At 63.3% G+C, this 25,320-nt stretch carries 22 protein-coding genes and 1 pseudogene; 12 read left to right on the top strand and 11 right to left on the bottom strand.

What is annotated here, in order from left to right; all coding sequences use genetic code 11:
• Positions 1-120 precede the first annotated feature (120 nt).
• Together NKI39_RS10280 and NKI39_RS10275 are read left to right on the top strand one after the other, a co-directional pair.
• On the top strand, positions 121-1,050 hold the full coding sequence (locus NKI39_RS10280; protein WP_352831673.1) for an electron transfer flavoprotein subunit alpha/FixB family protein: 930 nt from the start codon (positions 121-123) through the stop codon (positions 1,048-1,050).
• A gap of 114 nt (positions 1,051-1,164) precedes the next feature.
• Positions 1,165-2,043 (top strand): 3-hydroxybutyryl-CoA dehydrogenase, encoded by an 879-nt coding sequence (locus NKI39_RS10275; protein WP_023677945.1) that lies wholly within the window; start codon positions 1,165-1,167, stop codon positions 2,041-2,043.
• Positions 2,044-2,051: 8 nt separating this feature from the next.
• Here NKI39_RS10275 and NKI39_RS10270 read toward each other — a convergent pair whose 3' ends face one another.
• The gene (locus tag NKI39_RS10270; protein ID WP_352831671.1) at positions 2,052-2,690 is read right to left on the bottom strand and encodes an NrsF family protein; all 639 of its coding nucleotides are present in this window, start codon (positions 2,688-2,690) and stop codon (positions 2,052-2,054) included.
• Between the two features lies 1 nt (position 2,691).
• A complete protein-coding gene (locus tag NKI39_RS10265; protein ID WP_023677943.1) occupies positions 2,692-3,234 on the bottom strand; it encodes a sigma-70 family RNA polymerase sigma factor in 543 nt (180 codons plus the stop codon).
• Between the two features lie 202 nt (positions 3,235-3,436).
• Between NKI39_RS10265 and NKI39_RS10260 the strand changes: the two genes are divergently transcribed.
• The 3 genes from NKI39_RS10260 to NKI39_RS10250 all read left to right on the top strand — a co-directional run bounded on the left by NKI39_RS10260 (position 3,437) and on the right by NKI39_RS10250 (position 7,276).
• Positions 3,437-4,444 (top strand): iron ABC transporter substrate-binding protein, encoded by a 1,008-nt coding sequence (locus NKI39_RS10260; RefSeq protein WP_352831736.1) that lies wholly within the window; start codon positions 3,437-3,439, stop codon positions 4,442-4,444.
• Positions 4,445-4,613: 169 nt separating this feature from the next.
• Positions 4,614-6,197, top strand: a complete 1,584-nt coding sequence (locus tag NKI39_RS10255) for an ABC transporter permease (protein WP_352831669.1) — start codon at positions 4,614-4,616, stop codon at positions 6,195-6,197.
• Positions 6,194-7,276, top strand: a complete 1,083-nt coding sequence (locus NKI39_RS10250) for an ABC transporter ATP-binding protein (RefSeq protein WP_352615997.1) — start codon at positions 6,194-6,196, stop codon at positions 7,274-7,276. Before NKI39_RS10255 ends, NKI39_RS10250 begins: the two co-directional genes overlap by 4 nt.
• Before the next feature lie 22 nt (positions 7,277-7,298).
• On the opposite strand, the gene ugpC is transcribed toward NKI39_RS10250, so the two are convergent.
• From ugpC to ugpB, 4 genes are all read right to left on the bottom strand, one after another.
• A complete protein-coding gene (gene ugpC, locus NKI39_RS10245; RefSeq protein WP_352831667.1) occupies positions 7,299-8,366 on the bottom strand; it encodes a sn-glycerol-3-phosphate ABC transporter ATP-binding protein UgpC in 1,068 nt (355 codons plus the stop codon).
• Positions 8,367-8,373: 7 nt separating this feature from the next.
• Positions 8,374-9,222: a sn-glycerol-3-phosphate ABC transporter permease UgpE gene (ugpE, locus tag NKI39_RS10240; RefSeq protein ID WP_352540185.1), complete on the bottom strand. Its 849-nt coding sequence runs from the start codon at positions 9,220-9,222 to the stop codon at positions 8,374-8,376.
• An 8-nt stretch (positions 9,223-9,230) separates the two neighbouring features.
• Positions 9,231-10,115 carry a sn-glycerol-3-phosphate ABC transporter permease UgpA gene (gene ugpA / locus NKI39_RS10235; protein WP_352678081.1) on the bottom strand — a complete coding sequence of 295 codons (885 nt, stop codon included), beginning with the start codon at positions 10,113-10,115 and terminating at the stop codon, positions 9,231-9,233.
• 81 nt (positions 10,116-10,196) lie between these two features.
• Entirely contained in the window at positions 10,197-11,507 is a 1,311-nt protein-coding gene (ugpB, locus tag NKI39_RS10230; protein ID WP_352489428.1) for a sn-glycerol-3-phosphate ABC transporter substrate-binding protein UgpB, read from the bottom strand.
• A 297-nt stretch (positions 11,508-11,804) separates the two neighbouring features.
• Between ugpB and NKI39_RS10225 the strand changes: the two are divergent.
• Positions 11,805-14,236, top strand: a pseudogene (locus NKI39_RS10225) (bifunctional diguanylate cyclase/phosphodiesterase).
• A gap of 2 nt (positions 14,237-14,238) precedes the next feature.
• Here the strand turns inward: NKI39_RS10225 and tlpA are convergent.
• The gene (tlpA, locus tag NKI39_RS10220) at positions 14,239-14,922 is read right to left on the bottom strand and encodes a thiol:disulfide interchange protein TlpA (RefSeq protein ID WP_023677933.1); all 684 of its coding nucleotides are present in this window, start codon (positions 14,920-14,922) and stop codon (positions 14,239-14,241) included.
• A 35-nt stretch (positions 14,923-14,957) separates the two neighbouring features.
• Here tlpA and argH point away from each other — a divergent pair, with 35 nt between their 5' ends.
• The 3 genes from argH to lysA all read left to right on the top strand — a co-directional run bounded on the left by argH (position 14,958) and on the right by lysA (position 17,920).
• Positions 14,958-16,358 (top strand): argininosuccinate lyase, encoded by a 1,401-nt coding sequence (gene argH / locus NKI39_RS10215; RefSeq protein ID WP_352540187.1) that lies wholly within the window; start codon positions 14,958-14,960, stop codon positions 16,356-16,358.
• A 71-nt stretch (positions 16,359-16,429) separates the two neighbouring features.
• On the top strand, positions 16,430-16,636 hold the full coding sequence (locus tag NKI39_RS10210) for a hypothetical protein (RefSeq protein ID WP_352831665.1): 207 nt from the start codon (positions 16,430-16,432) through the stop codon (positions 16,634-16,636).
• 15 nt (positions 16,637-16,651) lie between these two features.
• Complete coding sequence (lysA, locus tag NKI39_RS10205) at positions 16,652-17,920, top strand: diaminopimelate decarboxylase (protein ID WP_352831663.1); 1,269 nt, start codon at positions 16,652-16,654, stop codon at positions 17,918-17,920.
• 10 nt (positions 17,921-17,930) lie between these two features.
• Here the strand turns inward: lysA and NKI39_RS10200 are convergent, their stop codons facing one another.
• Entirely contained in the window at positions 17,931-18,233 is a 303-nt protein-coding gene (locus NKI39_RS10200; protein ID WP_352471409.1) for an ArsR/SmtB family transcription factor, read from the bottom strand.
• Between the two features lie 50 nt (positions 18,234-18,283).
• Here NKI39_RS10200 and NKI39_RS10195 point away from each other — a divergent pair, with 50 nt between their 5' ends.
• Both NKI39_RS10195 and NKI39_RS10190 read left to right on the top strand, forming a co-directional pair.
• Positions 18,284-19,225: a threonine/serine dehydratase gene (locus NKI39_RS10195; protein WP_352540190.1), complete on the top strand. Its 942-nt coding sequence runs from the start codon at positions 18,284-18,286 to the stop codon at positions 19,223-19,225.
• A gap of 212 nt (positions 19,226-19,437) precedes the next feature.
• Complete coding sequence (locus NKI39_RS10190) at positions 19,438-22,053, top strand: TIGR02302 family protein (RefSeq protein ID WP_352683070.1); 2,616 nt, start codon at positions 19,438-19,440, stop codon at positions 22,051-22,053.
• A gap of 72 nt (positions 22,054-22,125) precedes the next feature.
• On the opposite strand, the gene NKI39_RS10185 is transcribed toward NKI39_RS10190, so the two are convergent.
• Complete coding sequence (locus NKI39_RS10185; protein ID WP_352831662.1) at positions 22,126-22,983, bottom strand: LysR substrate-binding domain-containing protein; 858 nt, start codon at positions 22,981-22,983, stop codon at positions 22,126-22,128.
• Between the two features lie 223 nt (positions 22,984-23,206).
• Between NKI39_RS10185 and NKI39_RS10180 the strand changes: the two genes are divergently transcribed.
• Positions 23,207-24,157: a DMT family transporter gene (locus NKI39_RS10180; RefSeq protein ID WP_352831660.1), complete on the top strand. Its 951-nt coding sequence runs from the start codon at positions 23,207-23,209 to the stop codon at positions 24,155-24,157.
• A gap of 18 nt (positions 24,158-24,175) precedes the next feature.
• Here NKI39_RS10180 and NKI39_RS10175 read toward each other — a convergent pair whose 3' ends face one another.
• Both NKI39_RS10175 and hpt read right to left on the bottom strand, forming a co-directional pair.
• The gene (locus tag NKI39_RS10175; protein WP_352540192.1) at positions 24,176-24,547 is read right to left on the bottom strand and encodes a response regulator; all 372 of its coding nucleotides are present in this window, start codon (positions 24,545-24,547) and stop codon (positions 24,176-24,178) included.
• Between the two features lie 191 nt (positions 24,548-24,738).
• Positions 24,739-25,281 (bottom strand): hypoxanthine phosphoribosyltransferase, encoded by a 543-nt coding sequence (gene hpt / locus NKI39_RS10170; protein WP_352616025.1) that lies wholly within the window; start codon positions 25,279-25,281, stop codon positions 24,739-24,741.
• Positions 25,282-25,320: the final 39 nt, after the last annotated feature.

Here is a 25,320-nt window from a genome sequence, read left to right as displayed (position 1 = left end):
TTCTCCGCTTCCGGTGCTCACGTACTGAAGTACGCTCCGCTCCGGTTCTCGAAACCAACCGTTTTCGACTCGGCCTGACCGGATTTCAGGAGCCTCGAAGACGAAAGTCAGGAAAACATCATGGCTATTCTTCTGATTGCCGAACACGACAACGCTGCGCTTTCCGACCAGACCGCCAAGGCGCTTTCGGCGGCGCTCCAGATCGGTTCGGACGTGCATGTGCTGGTTGCCGGCAAAGGCGCCAAGCCGGCAGCGGACGCCGCCGCCAAGCTCAAGGGCGTCACCAAGGTACTGCTCGCCGACGCCGACGAACTGACCGAGCGTCTCGCCGAACCGCTGGCGGCACTCGTCGTTTCGCTTGCTGAGCCATACGAGACGATCATCGCGCCGGCGACCTCGTCGGGCAAGAACGTCGCGCCCCGCGTGGCGGCGCTGCTCGATGTCGCCCAGATATCTGAAATCATCGAAGTCGTGTCGCCCGACACCTTCAAGCGCCCGATCTATGCCGGCAACGCCATCCAGACGGTGCAGTCCAGTGACGCCAAGAAGGTCATCACGGTGCGTACCGCTTCCTTCCAGGCAGCGCCCGAGGGCGGTTCCGCGTCGGTCGAGACGGTCCAGGCGGCGGCCAATCCCGGCCTGTCGAGCTTTGTCGAGAACAAGCTCTCCGAGACCGACCGTCCAGAGCTGACCTCGGCCAAGATCATCATCTCGGGCGGCCGTGCGCTGGGCTCCTCCGAGAAGTTCCAGGAGGTCATCCTGCCGGTCGCCGACAAGCTCGGTGCGGCGGTTGGCGCATCTCGCGCCGCCGTCGATGCCGGCTATGCGCCGAACGACTGGCAGGTCGGCCAGACCGGCAAGGTGGTAGCGCCCGACCTTTATATTGCCGTCGGCATCTCCGGTGCCATCCAGCACCTTGCCGGCATGAAGGATTCGAAGGTGATCGTTGCCATCAACAAGGACGAGGAAGCGCCGATCTTCCAGGTCGCCGACTACGGTCTCGTCGGCGATCTCTTCGTCATTCTGCCGGAACTGCAAAAGGCGCTTTGACGCCTTCTGCCAAAGCGTATTAAATTCTGAGGGGTGGGGTAGACGAAGTCGCCCCGCCCTTTTAGTTTGCACTGCACAAAAAACGGGCCGCAAAGGCCTCGACGGGATCGGGTAATGAGCAAGATCGAGACGATCGGCATCATCGGCGCGGGCCAGATGGGTGGCGGCATCGCCCATGTGTCGGCGCTGGCGGGCTATAAGGTGCTGGTTTACGATATTTCGCCCGACCGCATCGAAAAGGGCATCGCTACGATCAGCGGCAACATGGCCCGTCAGGTCGGCTCCGGCAAACTCGAGGAAAAGCTGCGCAATGAGGCGATGGCGCGCATTTCGGCGGCACCGGCCATGGCCGACCTTGCGGGCGCCGATCTGGTGATCGAAGCAGCGACCGAGGACGAGACGGTCAAGCGCAAGATCTATGCCCAGCTCTGCCCGCAGCTCAACCCCGAGGCCATCCTGGCGACGAACACGTCATCGATCTCGATCACACGGCTGGCTTCGCAGACCGACCGGCCGGAACGCTTCATCGGCATACATTTCATGAATCCGGTTCCGGTGATGAAGCTGGTCGAACTGGTGCGCGGCATCGCCACCGAGGACCAGACCTTCGAGGCGGCAAAAACCTATGTGAAGCAGCTCGACAAGACGATCACCGTCTCGGAGGATTTCCCGGCCTTCATCGTCAACCGCATCCTGCTGCCGATGATCAACGAGGCGATCTACACGCTCTATGAAGGTGTCGGCTCGGTCGACGCCATCGATACCGCCATGAAGCTCGGCGCCAACCATCCGATGGGGCCGCTGCAGCTTGCCGATTTCATCGGGCTCGATACCTGCCTGTCGATCATGCAGGTGCTGCATGACGGGCTGTCGGATTCGAAATACCGCCCCTGCCCGCTGCTGGTCAAATATGTCGAGGCCGGCTGGCTCGGCCGCAAGACCGGGCGCGGCTTCTACGACTATCGCGGCGAGCATCCCGTTCCGACACGCTGATCGCCTCGCTACCAGCGCACAAAAAATCGTCCGCCGAGCGCCCCGAGCACGGCAAGGATGGCGACCGCGATCGTATACCAGGTGCCGACGAAAAGCGGCGAATCGTCAAAGCAATGAGCCGCATAGAAGGTCGCCGCCAGCCCGCCGGCAAGCAGGCCCGCGGCCGCACCGGCAAGCACCGGCCTTGTCGGCGCGCCATGGCGCAGCACCGCGAGAAAGACGGCAAGCGGGCCGATCCCGATCAACGGAATGAAGGTCAGGCAGATGACCATGTTCGTGCCGACCAGGCGCGTGCCCCAGTCGGACGCAGGCACGGCGAAGAGTTCGAGAATCACAGCCACAATCACCAGCAGCGGCGCGGCGACCATCCAGCTCACCGCCCGGCCGGTCGATGCACCGGGCGTCGACAGCCCACGCACCAGGACAAAGGCGCTGGCGGCAAGAGCAATCGTGAAGACGAATTTGGACAGGAACCGCATCGTGTGCATGGCGATCGCAATGTCGGGGCGCGGGCCGATCGTCAGCCAGAAAACCGCGGCCGCGATCACGATGGCCGCGCCGGCGGCAAGCCACCAGGCGGTGCCTAGCGGCAGCGCCTTGCTGCGGGCATCGGCGTCAAGCGCCTTGATGAAATCTTCGGTCCTCATGTTATTCCCGCCCCGCCCTGAACCGTTTGGCAATGGCGGCAAGCCCGCGGTGCAGTGACACCCGCACAGCCGTCTCGCTGATGCCGAATTTGGCCGCGGTCTCACCGATTGACCGGCCTTCGACCGATACGGCCGAGACGACGGAACGCTGTGCCGGCGGCAGGCTGTCGAGCGCCCGGTTGACGTCGCGCTCGCTCACCGTCTCCGATTCCGGCTCGGCAAAGGTCTCGGCGATTTCGTCGATCTCGATCTCGATCCGCCGACCGCGCCGCCGGAACGCATCGATCAGCTTGAAGCGGGCTATTGCATAGACCCAAGGCAGCACCGGCGCATCATGGCGCCAGGTGTGTCGTTTCACATGAATGGCCAGCAAGGTTTCCTGCACGACATCCTCGGGATCCACCCCGCCCTGCACGATCTTGCGCCGGGCAAAGCCACGAACGAGCGCGGCGATCCGGTGCAGAAAGTCGGCATAGGCCCTTTCGTCTCCGGCGATCGCGGCCCGCAGCAGCCGTGAAAGCTCGGCTTCGTCCTTGCCGCTCACAAGAGTTCACTCCCCGATATTCGCGTCTCGGCGCTGATTTGTTACGGGGCCGGCGAAATAATGTCCAAGGCAAATTAGCTGAGCATCACGAAAGTTTGCTCCTTTTGAGCGATTGAGTAGGTCAGCAATGTTGACTGCACCAGTCAGGTATTGGTAGGTGCAGCGTGCCAAGCCAAAGACCATCGAAATCGAGGACGACGCCATGAAATATGCTCTTTCCGCCCTTGCCGGCGCGACAGCACTTGCAATCAGCCTGATCGCCGGCCCGGCAATAGCAGAGGACGAGGGCATCGTCGTTTACAACGCCCAGCACGAAAACCTGACCAAGGCCTGGGCGGAGGGATTCACCAAGGAAACCGGCATCAAGGTTACCGTCCGCAATGGCGGCGACAGCGATTTCTCCAATCAGATCGTTGCGGAAGGCACCGCTTCGCCCGCCGATGTATTCCTGACGGAGAATTCGCCGGCCATGGCATTGGTCGAGGCGGCCGGCCTGTTCGCACCGGTCGACACCGAGACGCTGGCCCAGGTTCCGCAGGAGTACCAGCCGGCGAGCGGCAAATGGGTCGGCGTTGCCGCGCGCAGCACCGTCTTTGCCTACAACAAGACCAAGCTGAGCGCCGACCAGCTGCCCAAATCGCTGCTCGATCTCGCCGATCCGAGCTGGAAGGGCCGCTGGGCCGCTTCGCCCTCCGGCGCCGATTTCCAGGCGATCGTCAGCGCGCTTCTGCAGCTCAAGGGTGAGGCGGCGACGGCCGAATGGCTGAAGGCGATGAAGGAGAATTTTACCGCCTATAAGGGCAACAGCACGGTGATGAAGGCGGTCAATGCCGGCGAGGTCGAAGGCGGCGTGATCTATCACTATTACTACTACGGCGATCAGGCCAAGACCGGCGAGAACAGCAAGAACGTCGAGTTGCACTATTTCAAGCATCAGGATCCCGGTGCTTTCGTCTCGATTTCCGGCGGCGGCGTACTGGCCTCGAGCAAGCACCCGAAGGAAGCGCAGGCTTTCCTGAAATGGGTCACCGGCAATCGTGGCCAGGACGTGCTGAAAACAGGCGATTCGTTCGAATACGCAGTCGGCAAGGGCGCCGAGTCCAACCCGAAGCTGGTGCCGCTGGCCGATCTGCAGGCGCCGAAAGTCGACCCGACGACGCTGAACTCGAAAAAGGTGACCGACCTGATGACGGCGGCCGGCTTGCTTTAGCCGGCGTTCGTCCTAAAAGGGCAACCGACTGCGCTCCTGTGGGAATTCGCTTTCCACAGGAGCGCTCTGTTTTCAAGATGGCATTTGCCTATGACCACAAGCTACCCGCGAGATTATCCGCCGCCGATCGTTTCCGCCTCCGGGCGGAGCTGGCGCAACGTCTGATCTGATGCAATCCGCGATCGATCTCGCACGCCCAGGCTTGCCGGCCGACGCCACGGCCGTGCGGGCACGTCGTTGGTCGGTCTCATGGATTGCGTTGGCTGCCGTCTTTGTCTCGCTTTTCGCGCTGCTGCCGCTTGCCTTCATCGTCTGGGTGGCGGTGCAGACCGGCTGGGAAACGGTGGCGGCGCTGGTGTTCAGGCCGCGCGTCGGCGAACTTCTGGTCAACACCAGCCTGCTGGTGGTTCTGGCGGTGCCGATCTCGATCGTGCTGTCGGTCACGCTGGCCTGGCTGACCGAGCGCAGCGATCTGCCGGGTGCCCGCCTATGGTCCTGGCTGTCGGTGGCGCCGCTCGCCATTCCCGCCTTCGTCCACAGTTACGCCTGGATCACCATGGTGCCCAGACTGCACGGCCTGTGGGCCGGCGTGCTTGTGTCCGTCATCGCCTATTTCCCGTTCCTTTATCTGCCGGTGGCGGCGGCATTGCGACGGCTTGATCCCGCTCTCGAGGATGCAGCGGCAGCCCTTGGTCTCGGCCCGTGGCGTGTGTTCAGGCGTGTCGTGCTGCCGCAGCTCCGGCTCGCCATTTGCGGCGGCTCCCTGCTGGTCGGCCTGCATCTCCTGGCCGAATACGGGCTCTATGTCTTCATCCGCTTCGACACCTTCACCACCGCGATCGTCGACCAGTTCCAGTCGACCTTCAACGGTCCCGCCGCCAACATGCTGGCCGGCGTGCTGGTGACCTGCTGCCTTGTGCTGCTCGGGCTGGAGGTGCTGGTGCGCGGCGAGGAGCGCTATGCCCGCGTCGGTTCGGGTGCTGCGCGCCAGCAGCAGCGCACGGGCCTTGGGCGCGCCACCATTCCTTGCCTGCTGCTGCCTGCCATTACCACGCTGCTGGCGCTCGGCGTACCGTTCGCCACTATCGGCCGCTGGCTCATGGCCGGCGGCGCCGATGTCTGGCGGCTCGACGAGATCGGCCTGGCGCTTGGCCAAACGCTGTTCCTAGCAATTGCCGGCGCGCTGCTTGCCACCGTCGCGGCAATGCCGATGGCGTGGATTTCGATCCGCGCGCCGGGGCGGCTGCAACGCGTCCTGGAGGGCTGCAACTATATCGTCGGCGCGTTGCCCGGCGTTGTCATCGCCCTGGCGCTGGTCACCATCGCCGTGCGTATCGCTATGCCGCTCTACCAGACCCTGTTCACCATCCTGGTCGCCTATGCGCTGATGTTCCTGCCGCGCGCCCTGATTAGCCTCAGGGCGTCGATCGCACAGGCGCCGGTCGAGCTCGAACGCGCCGCCTCCAGCCTCGGCCGGTCGCCGCTCAAGGCGCTGTGGTCGACGACCATCCGCCTGTCGGCGCCGGGCGCCGCAGCCGGCATGGCGTTGGTCGCGCTGGGTATCATGAACGAATTGACCGCAACCCAGATGCTGGCGCCCAACGGCACCCGCACGCTGGCCATGGCGTTCTGGTCCTATAGCGGCGAGATCGACTATGCGTCGGCGGCGCCTTATGCCCTGATCATGGTGGCGATGTCGCTGCCTTTGACCTGGTTGCTCTACGTCCAGTCGAAGCGGATGGCCGGGCGATGAGCTTTCTCGAGCTGAGCGGCATCCACAAGCACTACGGGCCCGTGGCAGCACTTGCCGGCGTCGACCTCAGCGTGGCCAGCGGCAGCCGTACGGCAATCGTCGGGCCGTCCGGTTGCGGCAAGACCACCTTGCTGCGGCTGATCGCCGGCTTCGAGGCGCCGGACCAGGGCCGCATCGTGCTTGATGACGAGGTGCTGGCCGATGGCGACACGGCCGTGCCGGCGCATCGCCGCGGCATCGGGCTGGTGGCGCAGGACGGCGCTCTATTCCCGCATCTGAGCATCGCCGCCAATATCGGCTTCGGCATGGGGCGTCACGAGGAAAAGCGCAGTGAGCGCATCGCCGAGCTCGCCTATGTCGTCGGGCTGGACAAAGGTATCCTGAAGCGCCGTCCGCACGAACTCTCCGGTGGCCAGCAGCAGCGCGTCGCGCTCGCCCGCGCCATGGCCATGAAGCCGCGGCTGATGCTGCTCGACGAGCCGTTCTCGGCGCTCGACACCGGCCTGCGCGCCTCGATGCGCAAGGCCGTGGCCGAGCTCCTTGAAACCGCCGGCATCACCACCATCCTGGTCACCCACGACCAGGCCGAGGCGCTGTCATTCGCCAGCCAGGTCGCGGTGATGCGCGACGGCAAATTCTCGCAGGTCGGCACGCCGCGCGAGCTCTATTTCAAGCCGAAGGACAGGATGGTCGCCGAGTTCCTTGGCGACGCCATCGTCCTGCCGGCAAGGATCGCCGATGGCTTCGCCATCTCGCCGCTCGGCCGCATCGCTGTCGACAGCTCGGAGCGGCGCGACGTCGCCCGCATCATGCTGCGGCCGGAGCAGGTGTTGCTTAAGCGCACATCGCGTGAAGGCATGTCCGGCACGCCGGACATGCTGTTCGGCGAGGTGACAGAATCGGAGTTCGCCGGCTCGATGTGCACCATCGCGGTGCGTCTGTTGAACAGCCCCGATCCGCCCGACGCCGCCGCTATCGGCAATACGCCGTTGATCCTGCGCAAGCCGGGCATGGACGCGCCGGCGATCGGCGAGATCGTCCGGCTGACCGTGTCGGGCAAGGCGCATGTGTTTGCCTGAACGGTTTTGCGCAAGGCCGACTTCAATCGACCCGTTTGCCCGCCTGATCGAACCAATGCAGCTTTTCGGACCTGGCCACGACGCGCAATTGGTCGCCTGGCTTGGCGCTGGCGCGGCCTGAGACGCGCACGACGATGCGGTTGCCGGCTGCCACGCAATGGAGAAAGCTTTCGGCACCGACCGGTTCGACCGCTTCCACTGTTGCCGGCAGCGCGAGCGCGCCGGCCGGCGCCTCTGCCGCGAAGGTGATGTCGGCGTCCTCCGGACGAAAGCCTAGTGTCACTGCCTTGCCCTGTCGAGGCGCCAAGCCAATCACAGTACCGTCCGCCAATACCGAGCTTGGGGAGGCCCCTGTGAGCGCCAGCAGATTCATCGGCGGTGCGCCTATGAACGAAGCGACGAAGGTCGAGGCCGGTTTCTCGTACACATCAAGCGGCGCGCCGGTCTGCTCGACCAGGCCGGCGTTCATGACGACGAGGATGTCGGCCAGCGTCATCGCCTCAAGCTGGTCGTGCGTGACATAAACCGAGGTGACGCCAAGCGAGCGCTGCAGATTCTTGATCTCGATGCGCATCTGCCCGCGCAATTTCGCATCGAGGTTGGACAGCGGTTCGTCGAACAGGAAGACCTTCGGGTTGCGCACGATGGCGCGACCCATGGCGACGCGTTGGCGCTGACCGCCGGAAAGCTCGCGCGGGCGCCGGTCGAGCAGCGCCGAAAGCTCCAGCACCTTGGCAGTCGAGCGTACCCTGCTGTCGATCTCGTCATTCGGCGTGCCGCGGTTGCGCAGGCCATAGGCCATGTTGTCATAGACCTTCATATGTGGGTAGAGCGCGTAGTTCTGGAACACCATTGCGATGTCGCGCTCGGTCGGGCCAATGGCGTTGACCACCTTGCCGTCGATGGCGACTGTACCGGCAGAAATCGTCTCCAGCCCGGCGATCATCCTCAGCAGCGTAGACTTGCCGCAGCCGGAGGGGCCGACCAGCACGCAAAGCTCCTTGTCGGGAATGGCGATGGAAACGCCCTTCACGGCCTCGACGCCGCTGGGATAGATTTTCCTGACATCCTTCAGATCCACGGTCGCCATCGGCTTCTCACTTTTCGGATTCGACCAGACCGCGCACGAACCAGCGTTGCATCAGCACGACCACCAGGATCGGCGGCACGATGGCCAGCATTGCCGTGACCATCACCAGGTGCCATTGGGTGTCGGCATCGGCGAAGGAAACCATCTTTCTCAGCGCGATGACGATGGTATTCATGTCGTTGCTGTTGGTGACGAGCAGCGGCCAAAGATACTGCGTCCAGCCATAGATGAAGAGGATCACGAACAGCGCGGCGATGTTTGTCCGCGACAGCGGCACCAGAATATCGAAAAAGAAGCGCCATGGCCCGGCACCGTCGACACGCGCCGCCTCCACCAATTCGCCCGGTATGGTCATGAAGAACTGGCGAAACAGCAGCGTTGCGGTGGCTGAGGCGATCAGCGGGACGATCAGGCCGGCATAGGTGTCGATCATGCCGAGATCGACCATCACCTTGTAGGTCGGCAGGATGCGCACCTCGACTGGAAGCATCAAGGTGATGAAGATCAGCCAGAAGAAGGTCATGCGCAGCGGAAAGCGAAAGAACACGATCGCGTAGGCCGACAGGATCGAGATGAAGATCTTTCCCACCGCAACGCCGAGCGCCATGATCATGGTGTTGAGGAGCAGCCTGCCGACGCTGACCCCGCCGATACGACCGATGCCGCCGAACAGCGCCTCGCTGTAATTGTTCCATAGCTGGCCGCCGGGCAAGAGCGGCAGGGGCGGCCTGAGGATCGTTTGCAGCGTGTGCGTCGAGGCAACGAAGGTGTAGTAGATCGGAAAAGCCACGATCAATATGCCGAGGATGAGCACGGCATGGGCGATGAAGGTGCGGAGCGGGGACTGGCCGATCATCGCTGCCCTCAGCCGTAATGGACTTTGCGTTCCACATAGCGGAACTGGATCGCTGTGAGCGCAATGACGATGGCCATCAGGATGACCGACTGCGCCGCCGAATCGCCCAGGATCAGATTGACGAAGCCGTCATTGTAGACCTTGTAGACCAGCGTCTCGGTCGTCTTGCCCGGCCCGCCGCCGGTGACGGCATGAACGATGCCGAACGTGTCGAACAGGGCATAGACGGTGTTGACGACCAGCAGGAAAAAGCTTGTCGGCGCAAGCAGCGGGAAGACGATGGTCCAGAAGCGCTTGGTTTCGCCGGCGCCGTCCATGGCCGCCGCTTCGATCAGCGTTTTCGGCACCGCCTGCAGGCCGGCGACGAAGAACAGGAAGTTGTAGCTGATCTGCTTCCAGGCAGCAGCCGACACCAGCAGGATCATGGCGTGGGTGCCGTTGAGCAGCGGGTCCCATACGATGCCGAGGCTTCTCAGCAAATAGGCCAACGAGCCGATCGAGGGATTGAACAGGAAAAGCCAAAGCATGCCGGCAATCGCCGGCGCCACGGCGTAAGGCCATATCAACAGTGTGCGGTAGAGGCCTTTGCCGCGCACGGCCTTCTCGGCCATGACCGCGAGCAGCAGGGCCACAACCATGGCAACGATCGCGGTCGCAAGAGAGAACACTACGGTGACCTTGATCGAGTTGAGGTAGGCCGGATCGGCCAGCACCTTCCGGAAATTGGCAAACCAGACGAACCTGCTCTTCAGCCCGAACGGGTCTTGCCTGAGCATCGACTGGTAAAGCGCCTGACCGGCCGGCCAGTAGAAGAAAACCAGGGTGATGGCGAGCTGTGGCGCCACCAGCAGGTAGGGCAGGATCTTGTTGGGAAATACGACGCGTGGAGACAGGCTGATTTCCCTCGCTATCCAGGTGTCGCCCACGCGAGCCCGCGTGGGCGATATTCCAACCGACTAACCGAGATAATCCCGTCAGTTCTCCAGCGCTTCCTTGATCGCGACGTTGCCGCGCGCAACCGCATTGTCGAGTGCCTGCTGGGCGGTTTGCTGGCCGGCCAGCATCTTCTCCAGCTCCTCGTTCTGGATATCGCGCACCTGCGGCAGATTCGGCAGGCGCACGCCCTTCGAGTTGTCGGTCGGCGCCTTGCCCGTCATCTGCAGGATGGGTGTCTCGCGGCCGGGGTTTTTGTCATAGAAGCCTGATTTCTTCGTCGCCTCATACGCGGCGAGCGTCACAGGCAGGTATCCCGACTTCTGGTGCAGATATTCCTGCACATCGGTCTTGGACAGATAGGCAAAGAAGGCGGCGACACCCTTGTATTCCTCGTCCGACTTGTTGCCGAACACCCACAGGCTGGCACCACCCGGCGTCGTGTTCTGTGGTGCGCCCTTGGCGTCGGTATCATACGGAAGCTGGCCGATGCCATAGTTCATGCCGGACTTGACGATATCGCCGAGGCCGCCCGACGATTCGGTGAAGATGCCGCATTCGCCGGCGAGGAATATCTGCTTGGCTTCGGAGGTGCGTCCGCCATATTTGAACGTGCCGTCCTTGGCCAGGCCAGCGAGCGCCTGGAAGTGGTTGACGAAAATCGGCGCATTGATCTTGAGTTCGACATCACCTCCAGCCAGGCCATTCTGCTGGGTGGCCCAAGGCACGTCATTCCACGCCGCGAAATTCTCCAGGTGGATCCAGGTCAGCCAGGTCGAGGTATAGCCGCAAGGGGCGGCGCCGCTCGTCTTGATCTTCTTGGCAGCTTCCCACACCTCGTTCCACGTCTTGGGCGGATTGTTCACGTCGAGGCCTGCCTTCTGGAAGATGTCCTTGTTGTAATAGAGGATCGGCGAGGAAGAGTTGTAGGGGAACGATAGCATGGTGCCGTCCGGCTTCGAATAATAGCCGACGATGCCGGGCAGATACTGGCTCTTGTCGAAAGTCATCCCGGCGCCGGTCATCACATCGGCCACCGGCTTTATCGCACCCTCGGCCGCCATCATCACGCCGGTGCCGACGTCGAACACCTGGAGGATATCGGGCGCTTGCCCGGCACGAAAGGCAGCGATGCCGGCATTCAGCGTCTCCGGATAGGTGCCCTTGAACACCGGAACGAGCTCATAGTCGCTCTGGCTGGCGTTGAAATCCTTGGAGATCTTGGCGACGACCTCGGCGTTGGCGCCGGTCATGGCGTGCCACCAGCTGATCTGCGTGACGGCGAAGGCGGAGGTGGTGGAAAGCAGGGTCACGGTGGCGGCGATACCGGCCGCAAAGCCGAAGAACTTCATGTTTCATCTCCCGTTTGTCATTGGCGAAAGGGGCACTTCCGCAAAGCCAATATGTGGCGCTGATGACAATCGGACAACGGTTTTATTGCGGATCAATGAACATCATTCCTTCCTAAAGTGCACTCGCTACTGAAACCGGGCGCCAGAAATCACATCACCGTCTTTTTGGGCGCAGCGGCGTCGGTTTTCCCCCGAAAAGACCCGCCGCATGGCCCACGGGTTAACCATTCGTTAAAATCTCCAAGAGCTAATCAGTCACACCTCCCCTGTTAATTTTGGCAGACCGAGTGAACCAGGATGCTGACGGTCTATAATTGTATTGTAAGTCAGCACGATCCGAGACTGGTTGCGCTTGCCGCACTCATCTGTGGAATTTCTTGCTTCTCGGCGGTTAATCTCCTTAAGCATGTCGGCCGATCGACCGAGCGAAACCGGCTTGTCTGGCTGATGATCGCCGCGGCCTCGACCGGGTTCGGCATATGGGCGACGCATTTCATCGCCATGACCGCGTTTACGCCGGGAATACCGAATGCATACAATCCGGGATTGTCCGCCTTTTCGCTTGCCGCCGCCATTATCATGACCGCGCTTGGGATGTGGGTCGCCACCTTGCGCCGCGGCATCGACCATTTCCTCGTCGGTGGCGCCATTCTGGGCGGCGCCATCGCGACGATGCACTACATCGGCATGGCAGCTTTCGAGGTCGAAGGCCGGGTCGCATGGAACCTGCTCCTTGTCGCGATATCGCTTCTGGCCGGCGTGACCCTCGCGGCACTGGCGCTCCTTGTCGTCTTGCGCCGTCCGTCAGCGCTCGCGACTTTCGGCGGCGCCGCGCTTTTGACGCTGGCGATTTGCAGCTTGCATTTCATCGCGATGCTGCGGTGTCGATCATTCCGGATTCCTCGATTGAAATATCCGAACATTCCATCGAGCCCATTTCCCAGGCCTTTGCCGCAGCGGTCGCCAGCCTGATAATCCTTGTGCTATCGGGTGCCGCGCTGTGGATCGACCTGCGCTTTCGCCGCCAGAAGCTCGAGGCCGATCGCATGCACGATCTCGCCAATGCGGCGGTGGAAGGTCTGATCGTTTGCGATGGCACCCGCATTGTCAGCGCCAATGACAGTATGGCGAAGCTGACCGGAACAGCGACAGCCACCCTGAACACGATGCAATTCGGCGAGCTTTTCGACGGACAGAGCGCAGCCGATATGTCCGGCTTCGGCGAACAGGCGCAGGAAGCGAAGGTAAGGGGCAGCGACGGGGCGAGAATTCCTGTCGAGCTGATCGCCAGGAAAATCACCTACTGCGGCAGGCCTCATACGGTGCTTGCCGTTCGCGACATCCGTGAGCGCAAGAAGGCAGAACAAGAGATCCTCCGCCTCGCGCATTTCGATCCGCTTACCGGGCTTGCCAATCGGCGGAGCTTTTCTTCCCGGCTGGAAGCAGAATTCGCCTCAATGGATCGTGGCGGCAAGGATGGACATCTGGCGCTCCTGCTGCTTGACCTCGACCGGTTCAAGCAAGTCAACGACCTCTATGGCCACGGGGCCGGCGATGCTATGCTGCAGAAGCTGGCGCACTGCATTTCCGGCATCCCGCGCCACGGACAGATGCTCGCGCGTCTCGGCGGCGATGAATTTGCCATCATAGCTCCGAACCTCCCCGACCCCCTGGCCGCAGGCCGGATAGCCGAGGACTTGCTGGCGGCGATCCGGGAGGAAAACAGGGTTTCGGTCGGCTCCGGCCTCGTCTCGGCCAGCATCGGCATCGCCTTCTTTCCGCTGGATGCCGAAGACCAGGCCGGCCTGATCAGCCATGCCGACACGGCACTCCATCGCGCCAAAACCGAAGGCAGGGACACTTATCGGTTTTTCGAGATAGCCATGGGCACCGCGGCCCGCGACAAGCGCGTGATGGAGCATGAATTGCGCCAGGCGATCGCCCGCAAGGAGTTCCACCTCGTCTATCAGCCGCAGAAGGAGATCCGCGGCGGCAGGATGATCGGCTTCGAAGCCCTGGTCCGTTGGCAGCACCCTGAGCGGGGTGACATTTCTCCGGCCGTTTTCATCCCCGTGGCCGAGGACAGTGGCGCTATCGCGCAGATCGGCGACTGGGTGCTGACGACGGCTTGTAACGATGCTGTTCGCTGGACAAACCCGCTGATGGTCGCCGTCAACGTCTCCGCCGTGCAACTTCACAATCCGAATTTCAGCCGCAAGGTGCACGACGCATTGACGAGATCCGGCCTGGCCCCCGGCAGGCTCGAACTGGAGATCACCGAAACGGCCCTGGTGAAGGACATGCCGCGCGCGCTGGCAACCTTGAGGCAGGTCAAGGCGCTTGGCGTGCATGTGGCGATGGACGATTTTGGCACCGGCTATTCTTCGCTGTCCAACCTCAGCGCCTTTCCCTTCGACAAGATCAAGATCGACGGGTCGTTCATCAAATCGGTCGACAAGAACGCCCAGTTCGCGGCGATCGTTCGCGCCGTGCTGGGGCTTGGACGCGGTCTCGGCCTACCGGTTCTGGCAGAAGGCATCGAGACGCCGGGTGAATTGCAGTTCCTAGACGCCGAGGCTTGCGAGATCGGGCAAGGCTACTACCTCGGCAAACCGGCTCCGATCGAGACATTCGGGGAACTGACGGGCGTGGCCGCTCCGGCAATCCGCACCGCCAGCCGACGCGGCGCAAGCATTGCCGTGCTCAAGCCGCGCCTGCGCACGGTCTGAGCCTATCCCGGCTGAAGCGCCGCCTCGACCAGACGCTTGGCATCCGGCCCCGACCATTCGGCCGGGCCATTCATATGGGCGATCAGGCAGCCTTGCCCATCGATCAGCATGGTGACCGGCAGACCGAGCGCCAGGCCGCGCGTCTTGACGTCGTTGAACAGCGCCATCGTGGCATCGCGATAGTAGCCGAGCGACTTGACGCCGGTGTCCTCCAGGAACTTCTTCGGTTTGGCATCGTCGCCGGCATCGACGTTGACGGCAACAACCTGAAACGCATCGCTGCCCATCTCCTTCTGCAGCGCATCGAGCGCGGGCATTTCGGCGCGGCAAGGTGCGCACCATGTCGCCCACAGATTGAGCAGCACCGTCTTGCCGGCATGATCGGCGATCGTCGTCGGCTTGCCGTCGGGGCCGTTGAAGGCAAGGCTTTTCAGCGATTGCGGCGGATCCGCCGGCAAAAGCGCGGCAACCTGGCCGGTGGCAGCGGCGGCGATCTTCTTGGCACGGTCGGTCTTGGCGGCGCAGGCGACGTCGTCCTTGCCGCCGCCGGCGGCCACTTGCGCGGGCGCCTTGTTGCCAGAACTGCTTTCCCTGACATATACCGCGACCGCGCCGGCCAGCACGCCCGCAACCAAAGCGGCGAGGATGAGACGCAAAGCCGGGAAAAATCTATTGCCGTCTGCCATTTTTCAAAAACTGCTCCGGAGCACGGGTTATAGCGATGAACGACAAGAAGGCCAGCAACCAGATGTGGGGCGGACGTTTTGCCTCGGGTCCGGCCGCAATCATGGAAGCGATCAACGCATCGATCTCGTTCGACCGCAAACTCTATGCGCAAGATATTCGCGGCTCGATCGCCCATAGCCAGATGCTGGCGCAAACGGGCATTATTTCGGCGGCCGACCAAAAAAAAATCGCTCACGGGCTGAACACGATCCTGGCAGAGATCGAGGCTGGTACATTTGAGTTTTCGACCAGGCTGGAAGACATCCACATGAATGTCGAGGCCCGTCTGGCCGAGCTGATCGGCCCCGCCGCTGGCCGCCTGCATACCGCCCGCTCGCGCAACGACCAGGTGGCGGTCGACCTCAGGCTGTGGGTCAAGGACGAGTGCTTTCGCGTCACCGAGGCGCTGAAGGGCCTGATCACGGCGTTCCTGGATCGGGCCGAGGAGCATGCGGCAACGGTGATGCCGGGCTTCACCCACATGCAGGCGGCGCAGCCGGTGACCTTCGGCCACCACTGCATGGCTTATGTCGAGATGTTTGCACGCGACCTGTCGCGCGTCCGCGATGCGATTGAGCGGATGGATGAAAGCCCGCTCGGCGCCGCCGCCCTCGCCGGCACCAGCTTTCCCATCGACCGGCACCAGACGGCGAAGGCGCTTGGCTTCCGCGAGCCGATGCGCAATTCGCTCGACAGTGTTTCGGACCGCGATTTCGCGCTCGAGTTCCTGGGCTTGGCGGCGATCTGCGCGACGCATCTGTCGCGGCTGGCCGAAGAGATCATCATCTGGTCGACGCCGCAATTCGGCTTCGTCAGGCTATCGGATAGTTTCTCGACGGGTTCGTCGATCATGCCGCAGAAGAAGAACCCGGACGCTGCCGAACTGGTGCGCGGCAAGACCGGCCGCGTCACCGGCCATCTCGTCGGCCTGCTGACGGTGATGAAGGGCATGCCGCTGACCTATGGCAAGGACATGCAGGAAGACAAGGAATCCGTCTTCGACGCGGCCGAGACGCTCGACCTGATGCTGGCGGCGATGACCGGCATGGTGCGCGATATGACGGTGAACACTGCCGCGATGAAGAATGCGGCCGGCGCCGGCTATTCGACTGCGACCGACCTCGCCGACTGGCTGGTGCGCACGCTCGGCCTGCCGTTCCGCGAGGCGCACCATATCACTGGTCGGGCGGTGGCGCTGGCCGAGGAGAAGAAGGTCGGGCTCGACAGGCTTTCGCTGGAGGATCTGCAGTCCATTCACCCCGGTATCGGCGCCGACGTGTTTTCGGTTCTTGCCGTGCAGAATTCTGTAAAGAGCCGCACGAGCTTCGGCGGCACCGCGCCGTCCGAGGTGCGCAAGCAGATCCGCTACTGGAAAAAGCGGCTCGCCAAGGCGTAAGACGCGGGGTGCAATGGCCGCAAAACTCGGCTAGAAGCGGCTGCGGGCAACAGTTTCGGACGGATGGCACGATGACCGGAAGCAGGATTTTGGTGACGCTGACGCTGCTGGCGGCAATGGCCACCGTTGCGGCCTGCGGCAGGAAGGCTGCGCTCGACACGCCGTACGCGGCAGCCGTGCAGGCCCGCAAGGACGCCGAGAAGGTCAAGCAACCCTTGCCGCCGGAGCCGGAAAAACCTGTCGAGGACAAGAAATTCATCCTCGACCCGCTGCTCTGATTTCGGACCAATCTCGTGAACCATTTCGACTACCGCGACGGCGCGCTGCATGCCGAGGACGTGGCGATATCAGACATCGCCGCCAGCGTCGGCACGCCGTTCTACTGTTATTCGACGGCGACGCTGACCAGGCATTTTCGCGTCTTCACCGAGGCCTTTGCCGGGCTCGATGCTCTCGTCTGCTATGCCATGAAGGCGAATTCCAACCAGGCCGTGCTTAGGGTGCTGGCAAGGCTCGGCGCCGGCGCCGACGTGGTCTCGGAGGGCGAATTGCGCCGCGCTTTGGCGGCCGGCATCCCGGCAAGCAAGATCCTGTTTTCGGGCGTCGGCAAGACCGCGCACGAAATGGATTCTGCGCTCTCGGCCGGCATTCTCTGTTTCAACGTCGAATCCGAACCGGAGCTGGAGCTGCTGTCGGCCCGCGCCACCGCGCTGGGCAAGATCGCGCCGATCTCGCTGCGCATCAACCCGGATGTCGACGCCAGGACGCACAAGAAGATTTCGACTGGGAAGGCCGAGAACAAGTTCGGCATTCCGTGGCAGCATGCGCGGAAGGTCTATGCGCGCGCGGCTGAGCTGACGGGCATCAAGGTCACCGGCATAGACACCCATATCGGCAGCCAGATCACCGAATTGCAGCCCTTCGACGACGCCTTTGCGCTGCTGGTGGAGCTGGTCGGCGCCTTGCGCTCCGACGGTCATGCCATCGAGCACATCGATGTCGGCGGCGGCCTTGGCATTCCCTACCGCGTCGACAACAACCCGCCGCCTTTGCCCGATGCCTATGCCCGGATCGTCAGGAAACATGTTGCCAAACTTGGGCTGAAGGTAATGTTCGAGCCAGGCCGGCTGATCGTCGGGAATGCCGGCATCCTGGTGTCGGAAGTAATCTTCGTGAAGGAGGGCGACGCCAAGAACTTCCTCGTCGTCGACGCCGCGATGAACGACCTGATCCGGCCGACGCTTTACGACGCTTTTCACGACATCAAGCCGGTGGCGCAGCAGCCGGCCGCTGCACCACGCATGAAGGTCGACGTCGTCGGCCCGGTTTGCGAGACCGGCGACTATCTCGGGCTCGACCGTGACCTGCCCCGGCTGAAATCCGGCGACCTGATCGCTGTCTCCACCGCCGGCGCCTATGGCGCCGTTCAGGCCGGCACCTACAATACCAGGCTGCTGGTACCGGAAGTGCTGGTCGACGGCGACCGCTTCCACGTTGTGCGTCCGCGCCAGACCTATGACGAGCTGATCGGACTGGACTCGGTGCCGGACTGGTTGGAGTAGAACTCTGCAGCTACAGCCGGTGCTGAATGAGCGCCCTGATTTCGGCGATTCTGTCCTCATTCCGGCGATAGAATATCCACTGCTTGATGCGCTTGCTGCGCAAAAGCCCTGCCTGGGTGAGCACGCGCATATGCTCGCTGAGCGTAGCCTGGGTGATCCCCAGCCTCTCCGCCATCAGCAGCGCGCAGACGCCGTCCTCGACCAGATCGCCGTCCGTCTGCGGCGGAAAATGCGCCCGCGGGTCCTTGAGCCAATCGAGGATCTGGAGCCTGCGCTCGTTGGCAATCGCTTTGAAAACGTCGACCTCTTGCATTTAGGCACTTTGCCAAGTTACTAAGTAATGTCAACTCTGGGAGTGAAAGCATGCTGCACGGCCACACGATCACACGCGAGCGCATTGCGGCGATAGAACCCCGCATCCGGCCCTTCGTGCGCCACACGCCGGTGCTGCGCGTCGACATGGCCGATTTCGGCCGCCCGCCCCTGCCTGTCGACCTGAAGCTTGAGTGCTTGCAGCATTCCGGCTCGTTCAAGGCACGTGGTGCGTTCACCAATCTCCTCGAACGGCCGGTTCCTGCGGCCGGCGTCGTCGCCGCGTCGGGCGGCAACCACGGTGCCGCCGTCGCCTATGCCGCCATGCGGCTCGGCCACAAGGCGACCATCTTTGTTCCCGAAGTGAGCCCGCAGGCCAAGCTGGACCGCATCCGCGGCTACGGCGCCGAGTTGATCGTCGGCGGCGCCCGTTATGCCGAGGCGCTGGCCGCCAGCGAGAGCTTCGCCGAAAGATCCGGCGCGCTGCAGATCCACGCCTTCAACCAGGAGGAGACGCTGGTCGGGCAAGGCACGCTCGGCCTCGAGATCGAGGCCGACCTGCCGAAGCTCGACACCCTGCTGGTCGCCGTCGGCGGCGGCGGGCTGGTCGGCGGCATCGCTGCCTGGTTTTCCGGCCGCATCAGGATAATCGCGGTCGAGCCGGAGGGTGCGCCGACGCTTCATCGCGCCTTCGAGGCGGGCCGACCCGTCGACGCGCCGGCTGAGGGCATCGCCGCCGATTCGCTCGCGCCAAAGCGTGTCGGCGAAATGATGTTTCCTATCGCCGAGGCATTCGTCGAGCGCTCGATCCTGGTCGGCGACGACGACATTATCGCCGCCCAGGCGGCGCTGTGGGACCGCGTGCGAATCATCTCCGAGCCGGGCGGTGCGGCCGCCTTCGCGGCGCTCCTGTCCGGCCGCTACGCACCGGCTGCAGGCGAGCGCGTTGCCGTACTGGTCTGCGGCGCAAACGCCAATCCGGCGAAATTCTGACAATATCCGGGGCATTATTGTTCACGTTTTGGGGAACCGCCTCGCCTTCGCCGTGTTTGTTGGTATCCTTAGGGCGATGTGCATCCGCTTGGACGCACGGAGTACGCGCTAAGATTTTAGGTCTTCGCATCGTGCTTCCCGAAAATCGACTTTTCGGGCCCATGCGATAGATTCGTGAGGCCTGGGCTATCCCGCCCGGCCAGGAAGGGCCGATGACACAACGACCCATTTTCACCAGCGATCGCAGTCTGGCCAGGCGCCTTGCCTTGAGCCGGCTGGGGACGCAGGTCTCGATAATCGTCGAACGCGGCTGGCCATTGCTGCTGCCACTGATCATCGTCGCCAGCCTGTTCCTCAGCATTTCGTGGCTCGGCCTGTTCCCATTTTTGCCCGATCTGGCGCGGATCGGTCTTATCACGGCATTCGGCGTCGCAGCGCTTGCCGCACTCTATCCACTGCGTTTCTTCCGCACGCCATCCAGTGCCGAGGTCGACCGCCGCATCGAGGCGGCCAACCGATTGCTGCACAGCCCGGTGCAGGTCCAGACCGATCGCCCGAGCGGCAAGGAAAGCATTTTTTCGCAAGCCCTGTGGCGCGAGCATCAGCGGCGCATGGCGGACCGGCTGGGCGAGCTTGGCGGCGACGTGCCGCGCACACGCGTGCCGGAACGCGACCCGTGGGCGCTGCGCGCCGTTGCCGCGCTTTTGTTGGTCACTGCCTTTGCCTTCTCCTTTGGGCCATCGGGCGGCAGGCTGAGCGACGGTTTTGTTGCCCGTGCCGCCCGCGACGTCGTGCCGCCGCGCATTGATGCCTGGGTGACGCCGCCGGCCTATACCGGCAGGCCGCCGGTATTCCTGAACGCCCCGGTCCTGGCCAACAACGCCACTCAAGCGCCGCCGACCTTCACGGTTCCGGAGGGCAGCGATGTGTCGCTGCGCGTCACCGGCGGTTCGGGCGAGGAAACGCTGAGCTACGCCGACACCGGCGGCAACACCCGCGCCATCGATCCGACCGGGCCGCAAGCCGCCAAGACTGAGGCAAGTCCGGCACCGCCTTCCACCGTGCGCCAGTTCAGCGGCAAGTTAACGGCCGACGGCACGCTGACGCTGCAGTCCAGCGACGGCGAGCTCGGCCGCTGGGCCTTCGCCATAATTCCCGACAAGCCGCCGCAGATCCGCTTTGTCGGCGAGCCGAAGCGCGCCGTCAACGGCGCCTTCGAACTCAACTACCAGATCGACGACGACTATGGCGCGGCCTCCGCCAAGGCGGTTTTCGCATTGGCCGATCCGCAAGTGCCCAACGCGCATCCGCTCTATGGCCCGCCGGAAATGCCGCTGACGTTGCCGCGCCGCGGCGGCAAGGCCAATGCCGCTAAGACGACGAAGGATCTGACCGACCATGTCTGGGCCGGTGGCAACGTCAAGCTGTCGCTTGTCGTCACCGACGGTGCCGGACACACGGCGACCAGCGAAACCAAGACGCTGGTGATGCCGGAGCGGCCATTCTCCAACCCGTTGGCGCGGGCTGTGGTCGAGCAGCGCCGCATGCTGGCGCTCGACGCCTATGCCAAGGACCGCGTGCTCGACCTGATGGATGCGATCACGCTCAGGCCCGAAGACACGTTCGACAACATGACGCACTATCTCGCCATCATGAGCGCCCGCACCCGGCTGAAGATGGCCGACAGCGACGACCAGTTGCGCGACGAGGTCGCTTACCTCTGGGAGATCGCGCTCGGTATCGAGGAAGGCAATCTTTCGGCGGCCGAGAAGCGGCTGCGTCAGGCGCAGCAGGCGCTGCAGGACGCGATCAAGAACGGCGCCAGCGACCAAGAGATCGAGAAGGCGATGAAGGAACTGCGCGAGGCGATGAATCAGTTCCTGCAGGAATTCGCGGCGCGGGCGCAGCAGAATCCGAATGCGCCACAGATGCAGCAGAACGGCCAGGAACTGCGCCAGAGCGACATCGACCGCATGATGGACCAGATCGAGAACCTGGCGAAATCCGGCAATCGCGACCAGGCGCAGCAATTGCTGTCGGAGCTGCAGGACATGATGAACAATCTGCAGGCAGGCCGCCAGCAACAGGGCGGTCAGCAGGACAGCGAGATGCGCCAGCAGATGGACAAGCTGGGCGAAATCATGCGGCGCCAGCAGGAGATGATGAACGACACTTTCCGCATGGACCAGATGCAGCGCGGCCAGCAACAGCGCGGGCAGAACCGCGACGAGCAGCTCGGCGAGAACAGTGAGCCAGGCCCGATGGGCGAAGAGGGCAAGCCCGGCCCAGGTGACGACCGCGATCCGCTCGGCCGGCCGAACCCGATGACGCCGCAGGAATTTGCTGACGCGCTGAAGCAATTGCAGGAAGGCCAGGGCAAGCTGCAGAGCGAGCTCGATCAATTGAGGAAGAGCCTCGAAGGCATGGGCCTCGACCCCAATGAGGGGTTTGGCGAGGCCGGCAAATCCATGGGCAATGCCGAACAGGCGCTCGGCGAGGGCGAAGGCGACCAGGCCGTCGGTCACCAGGGCCGCGCATTGGAAGCCTTGCGCAGGGGCGCCAAGGACATGATGAAGCAACTGCAGGCGATGCAAGGCGACCAAGGCGGCAACGGCCAGGGCGGACGCCAGCAGAATGCCGACCGTGACCCGCTCGGGCGGCCCCGCACCAGCGAGGGTCCCGATGACGGAAGTTCGGTGAGAGTGCCTGACGAGATCGATGTGCAGCGTGCCCGCCAGATCCTCGAAGCGATCCGCAAGCGGCTCGGCAACGCACTCAGCCCCGATATCGAGCGCAGCTATCTGGAGCGGTTGCTGGAGCTGAAGTAAGGCTGCCCCCAATATTCGGAAGATCGCCGTGCGGTCCGTGGAGGCCGCCACCGCCGGACTGAGCGGCACGTTTTAACGGTTGGTGAACGCCTCGCGGATCGCCTCTTCCATGCCGTCGATGGCCTCGCCGGAAGCGTTCGGATTGCGCCGCAGCACCACGTTCGAGGAATCGATGTCGCCGAACCCGTCGGCGGCCGTAAGCTCGCGGCAGCCGGCCGGGATGTTGCTGCGCGAGATCGGCGCAATCGCCAACCCGGAGGTGACGGCGAGCCGCAGGCCGCCATTGGTATCGCTGGTATAGGCGACACGATAGGCGAGACCGCGCTGTTCCAGCGACTTTATGGCGAAATCCTTGCACCAACCGGCACGGTTGTAGAGCGCGATCGGCACCGGCCGCTCCTCATGCATGTGATGCAGCTCCGACGTCACCCATACGGTCGGGTCATGCATCAGCACCTCACCGCCTGACAGATCCTGCCATTCGAACACCACCGCCAGATCGAGCTCGCCGGCGGCGAGCGCCGCGATCTGCGCACCGGAATGCGCGTAGCGGACGGTGATGTCGACCTGAGGATGGCGCTTGGCAAAGGCGCCGAGTGCCCGCGACAAGATCGCGTGGCCATATTCCTCCGGGATTCCGATGCGCACCGGCCCGCCAAGCGGCGCCGCGACCATCGATGCCGCCGTCTCGTCGAGCAGTGAAACGATGCGCCTGGCGTTGGCGATGAGTTCGCCGCCGCGCTGCGTCAACACTACACCGCGCGATCCGCGCTCGAACAGGCTGTCGCCGATCATGCCTTCGAGCCTCTTCATCTGCATCGAGACCGCCGACTGGGTGCGGCCGGCCCGCTCCGCCGCTTTGGTGAAATTGCCGGTGTCGGCGACCGCCACGAAGGTGCGCAACAGGTCGCTGTCGAGATTGGGTCGCATGTGCCCGTCATAAGAAAATCTGATTGCTGGCATCATTCCAATTCGTTTGCAACATGTCAAACGGCGGACGATAGTCGCCTTACCCATTGGATATGCGGCCGCGAAATCGGCTGCGGACCAATCAAAAGTCCTCACTCGTACCCGCTGCCCGAAACGGTGGCGGGTTCTTTTTACCTGGATGCAGGCCTGCTTTCGGCCGCGCACGCGGGAGACAGGAGCGCCTATGCAGAATCGGCTTGTGCTCGGCATCCTCAGCCTCTGTCTCGGCGTGCTGGTCTTTTCGCTGCAGGACCCGCTGGTCAAGGCGGTGTCGAGCCACTATCCGGTCACCGAGGTGATGGCGATCCGCTCGATCGTCGCCCTGCCGATCCTGGTTTTCCTCGTCCACGCCGATGTCGGATTGCAGGCGATCCTGTCGAAGCGGTTCGGCATGCTGACGATACGCGCCTTCATCCAGTTCACCTCCTACACGGCCTACTATCTGGCAATCGCCGCCCTGCCGCTGGCTGACGCGGTGGCGCTCTATTTCATGGCGCCGCTGTTCATCATGGCGCTGGCCGGCCCCTATCTCGGCGAACGCGTGTCCTGGCAGGCGCTCGCCACCGTCCTGGTCGGCATGCTCGGCGTGCTGGTGATGGTGCGCCCGGGCGCCGGCTTGTTCGACTGGGCAGCGCTGCTGTCGCTAGGTTCGGCTCTGCTCTACGGTTTCTCGCAGCTGATGGCACGCAAGATCGGCGACACCGAATCCTCGACTGTCATGGCGTTCTATCAGAACGGCGCCTATCTGGTCGGCGCCGCCTTGGCGGCGGCATTGTTTTGGCTGGCAGGCATTGACCACGCCGTGCATCCGAGCCTCGAATTCCTCGTCCGGCCATGGGTCTGGCCGGCGACGCCGGACCTCCTCAAGATGGGGGCATGCGGCTTCGTTGCCTCGGCCGGCATGATCCTGTTGTCGCAGGCCTACCGGCTGGCGCCCGCCAACAGCGTCGCCACCTTCGAATACACCGGTATCATCTGGTCGCCGCTATGGGGTTTTCTGTTCTTTGCCGAGGTGCCGCGACCAGCGACGGCGGCCGGCGCAGCCCTCATCATCGGCGCCGGGCTTTTTGCGCTCAATGCCGGCCGGCACCGGAGCGGCGTGCCAGCCAATACGGCGACCTGCGACCCTGCCTGAAGGCGGTCGGCCTTGGACTTAGGCGAAGCAGGCGAGCGCCTGTTCGACGCGGGCGCGGATTTCAGCCAGCGTGAACGGCTTTTGCACGACGTCGAGAATAATGCCGTCCAATTCGTCGGCGCGCTCGCGCTGGTCGGCATAGCCGGTCATCAGCATGATCTTCATCGCCGGGAACAGCGCCGCTGCCGCCTTGGCCATCTCGATGCCGTCCATCTCCGGCATGCGGATGTCGGACAGCACAAGGTCATAGCTCCCTTGCGCCGCCCGGATCAGAGAAAGGCCGTGTGCGCCGTCCGCGGCGACAGTGACATTATGCCCGGCGCGCTCGAGCGCGCGAGCGGCGAGAGTGCGGACGGATTCATCGTCCTCGACGATCAGGAGATTTGCCATGGGCAGGATATTTGGCGAGGAAAAGTTGATGTTTCCTGAAAGCCAGGAAGGCCATGAGGCCTTTTCAAAATTCGCTCCGCCGAGTCATATGACGTGGTTTTCGAGACCCGGAGCGGACGTTCGAGTCCGTGAGCACCGGAAGCGCAGAAAACCGCGTCAGATGACCGCCGGAGTAGAATTTTCAAAAGGCCTCAGGCGTCGCCCTTGACGATGCCGACGAACGGCAATTCGCGAAACGCGTGGGCGACGTCCATGCCATAACCGACGACGAAATAATCGGGGCAGTCAAAGCCGACATAGTCGGCGTTGAGCGTGGTCTGGCGGCGCATGCGCTTGTCGAGCAGCACGGCGATGGCACAGCTCCTTGCGCCGCGCGACAGCATGAGGTCGCGGGTGAAACTCAGCGTCTTGCCGGATTCCAGAATGTCATCGATCAAAAGCACATCGCGACCGGCGACCTCGTTGTCGATGTCGCGCAGCACCCTCACCTCACCGCTGGTCGTGCCGGCGCCATAGCTGGAGATGAAGATGAACTCGACCTCCGGCGACAGGCCGACATCGTGCATGGCACGGATAAGATCGGCGGCGAAGATGAACGATCCCTTCAGCACCGAGATTACCAGAAGGTCGTGGTAGTCGTGCCCGGCGATCTCCTTGGCAAGTTCCAGGTTCCGCCGCGCGATGGCGGACGCCGAAAACAGGACTTCGATTTCCTTGCCGCGCACAACTGGCATTGGCTGCCCTTCCAGAATGATCGCCTTTGTAGGCGAAGC

The sequence above is a fragment of the Mesorhizobium sp. M0664 genome (assembly GCF_040320565.1).
Lineage (GTDB): Bacteria > Pseudomonadota > Alphaproteobacteria > Rhizobiales > Rhizobiaceae > Mesorhizobium.
This window is presented reverse-complemented; position numbering and strand designations above follow the sequence as displayed.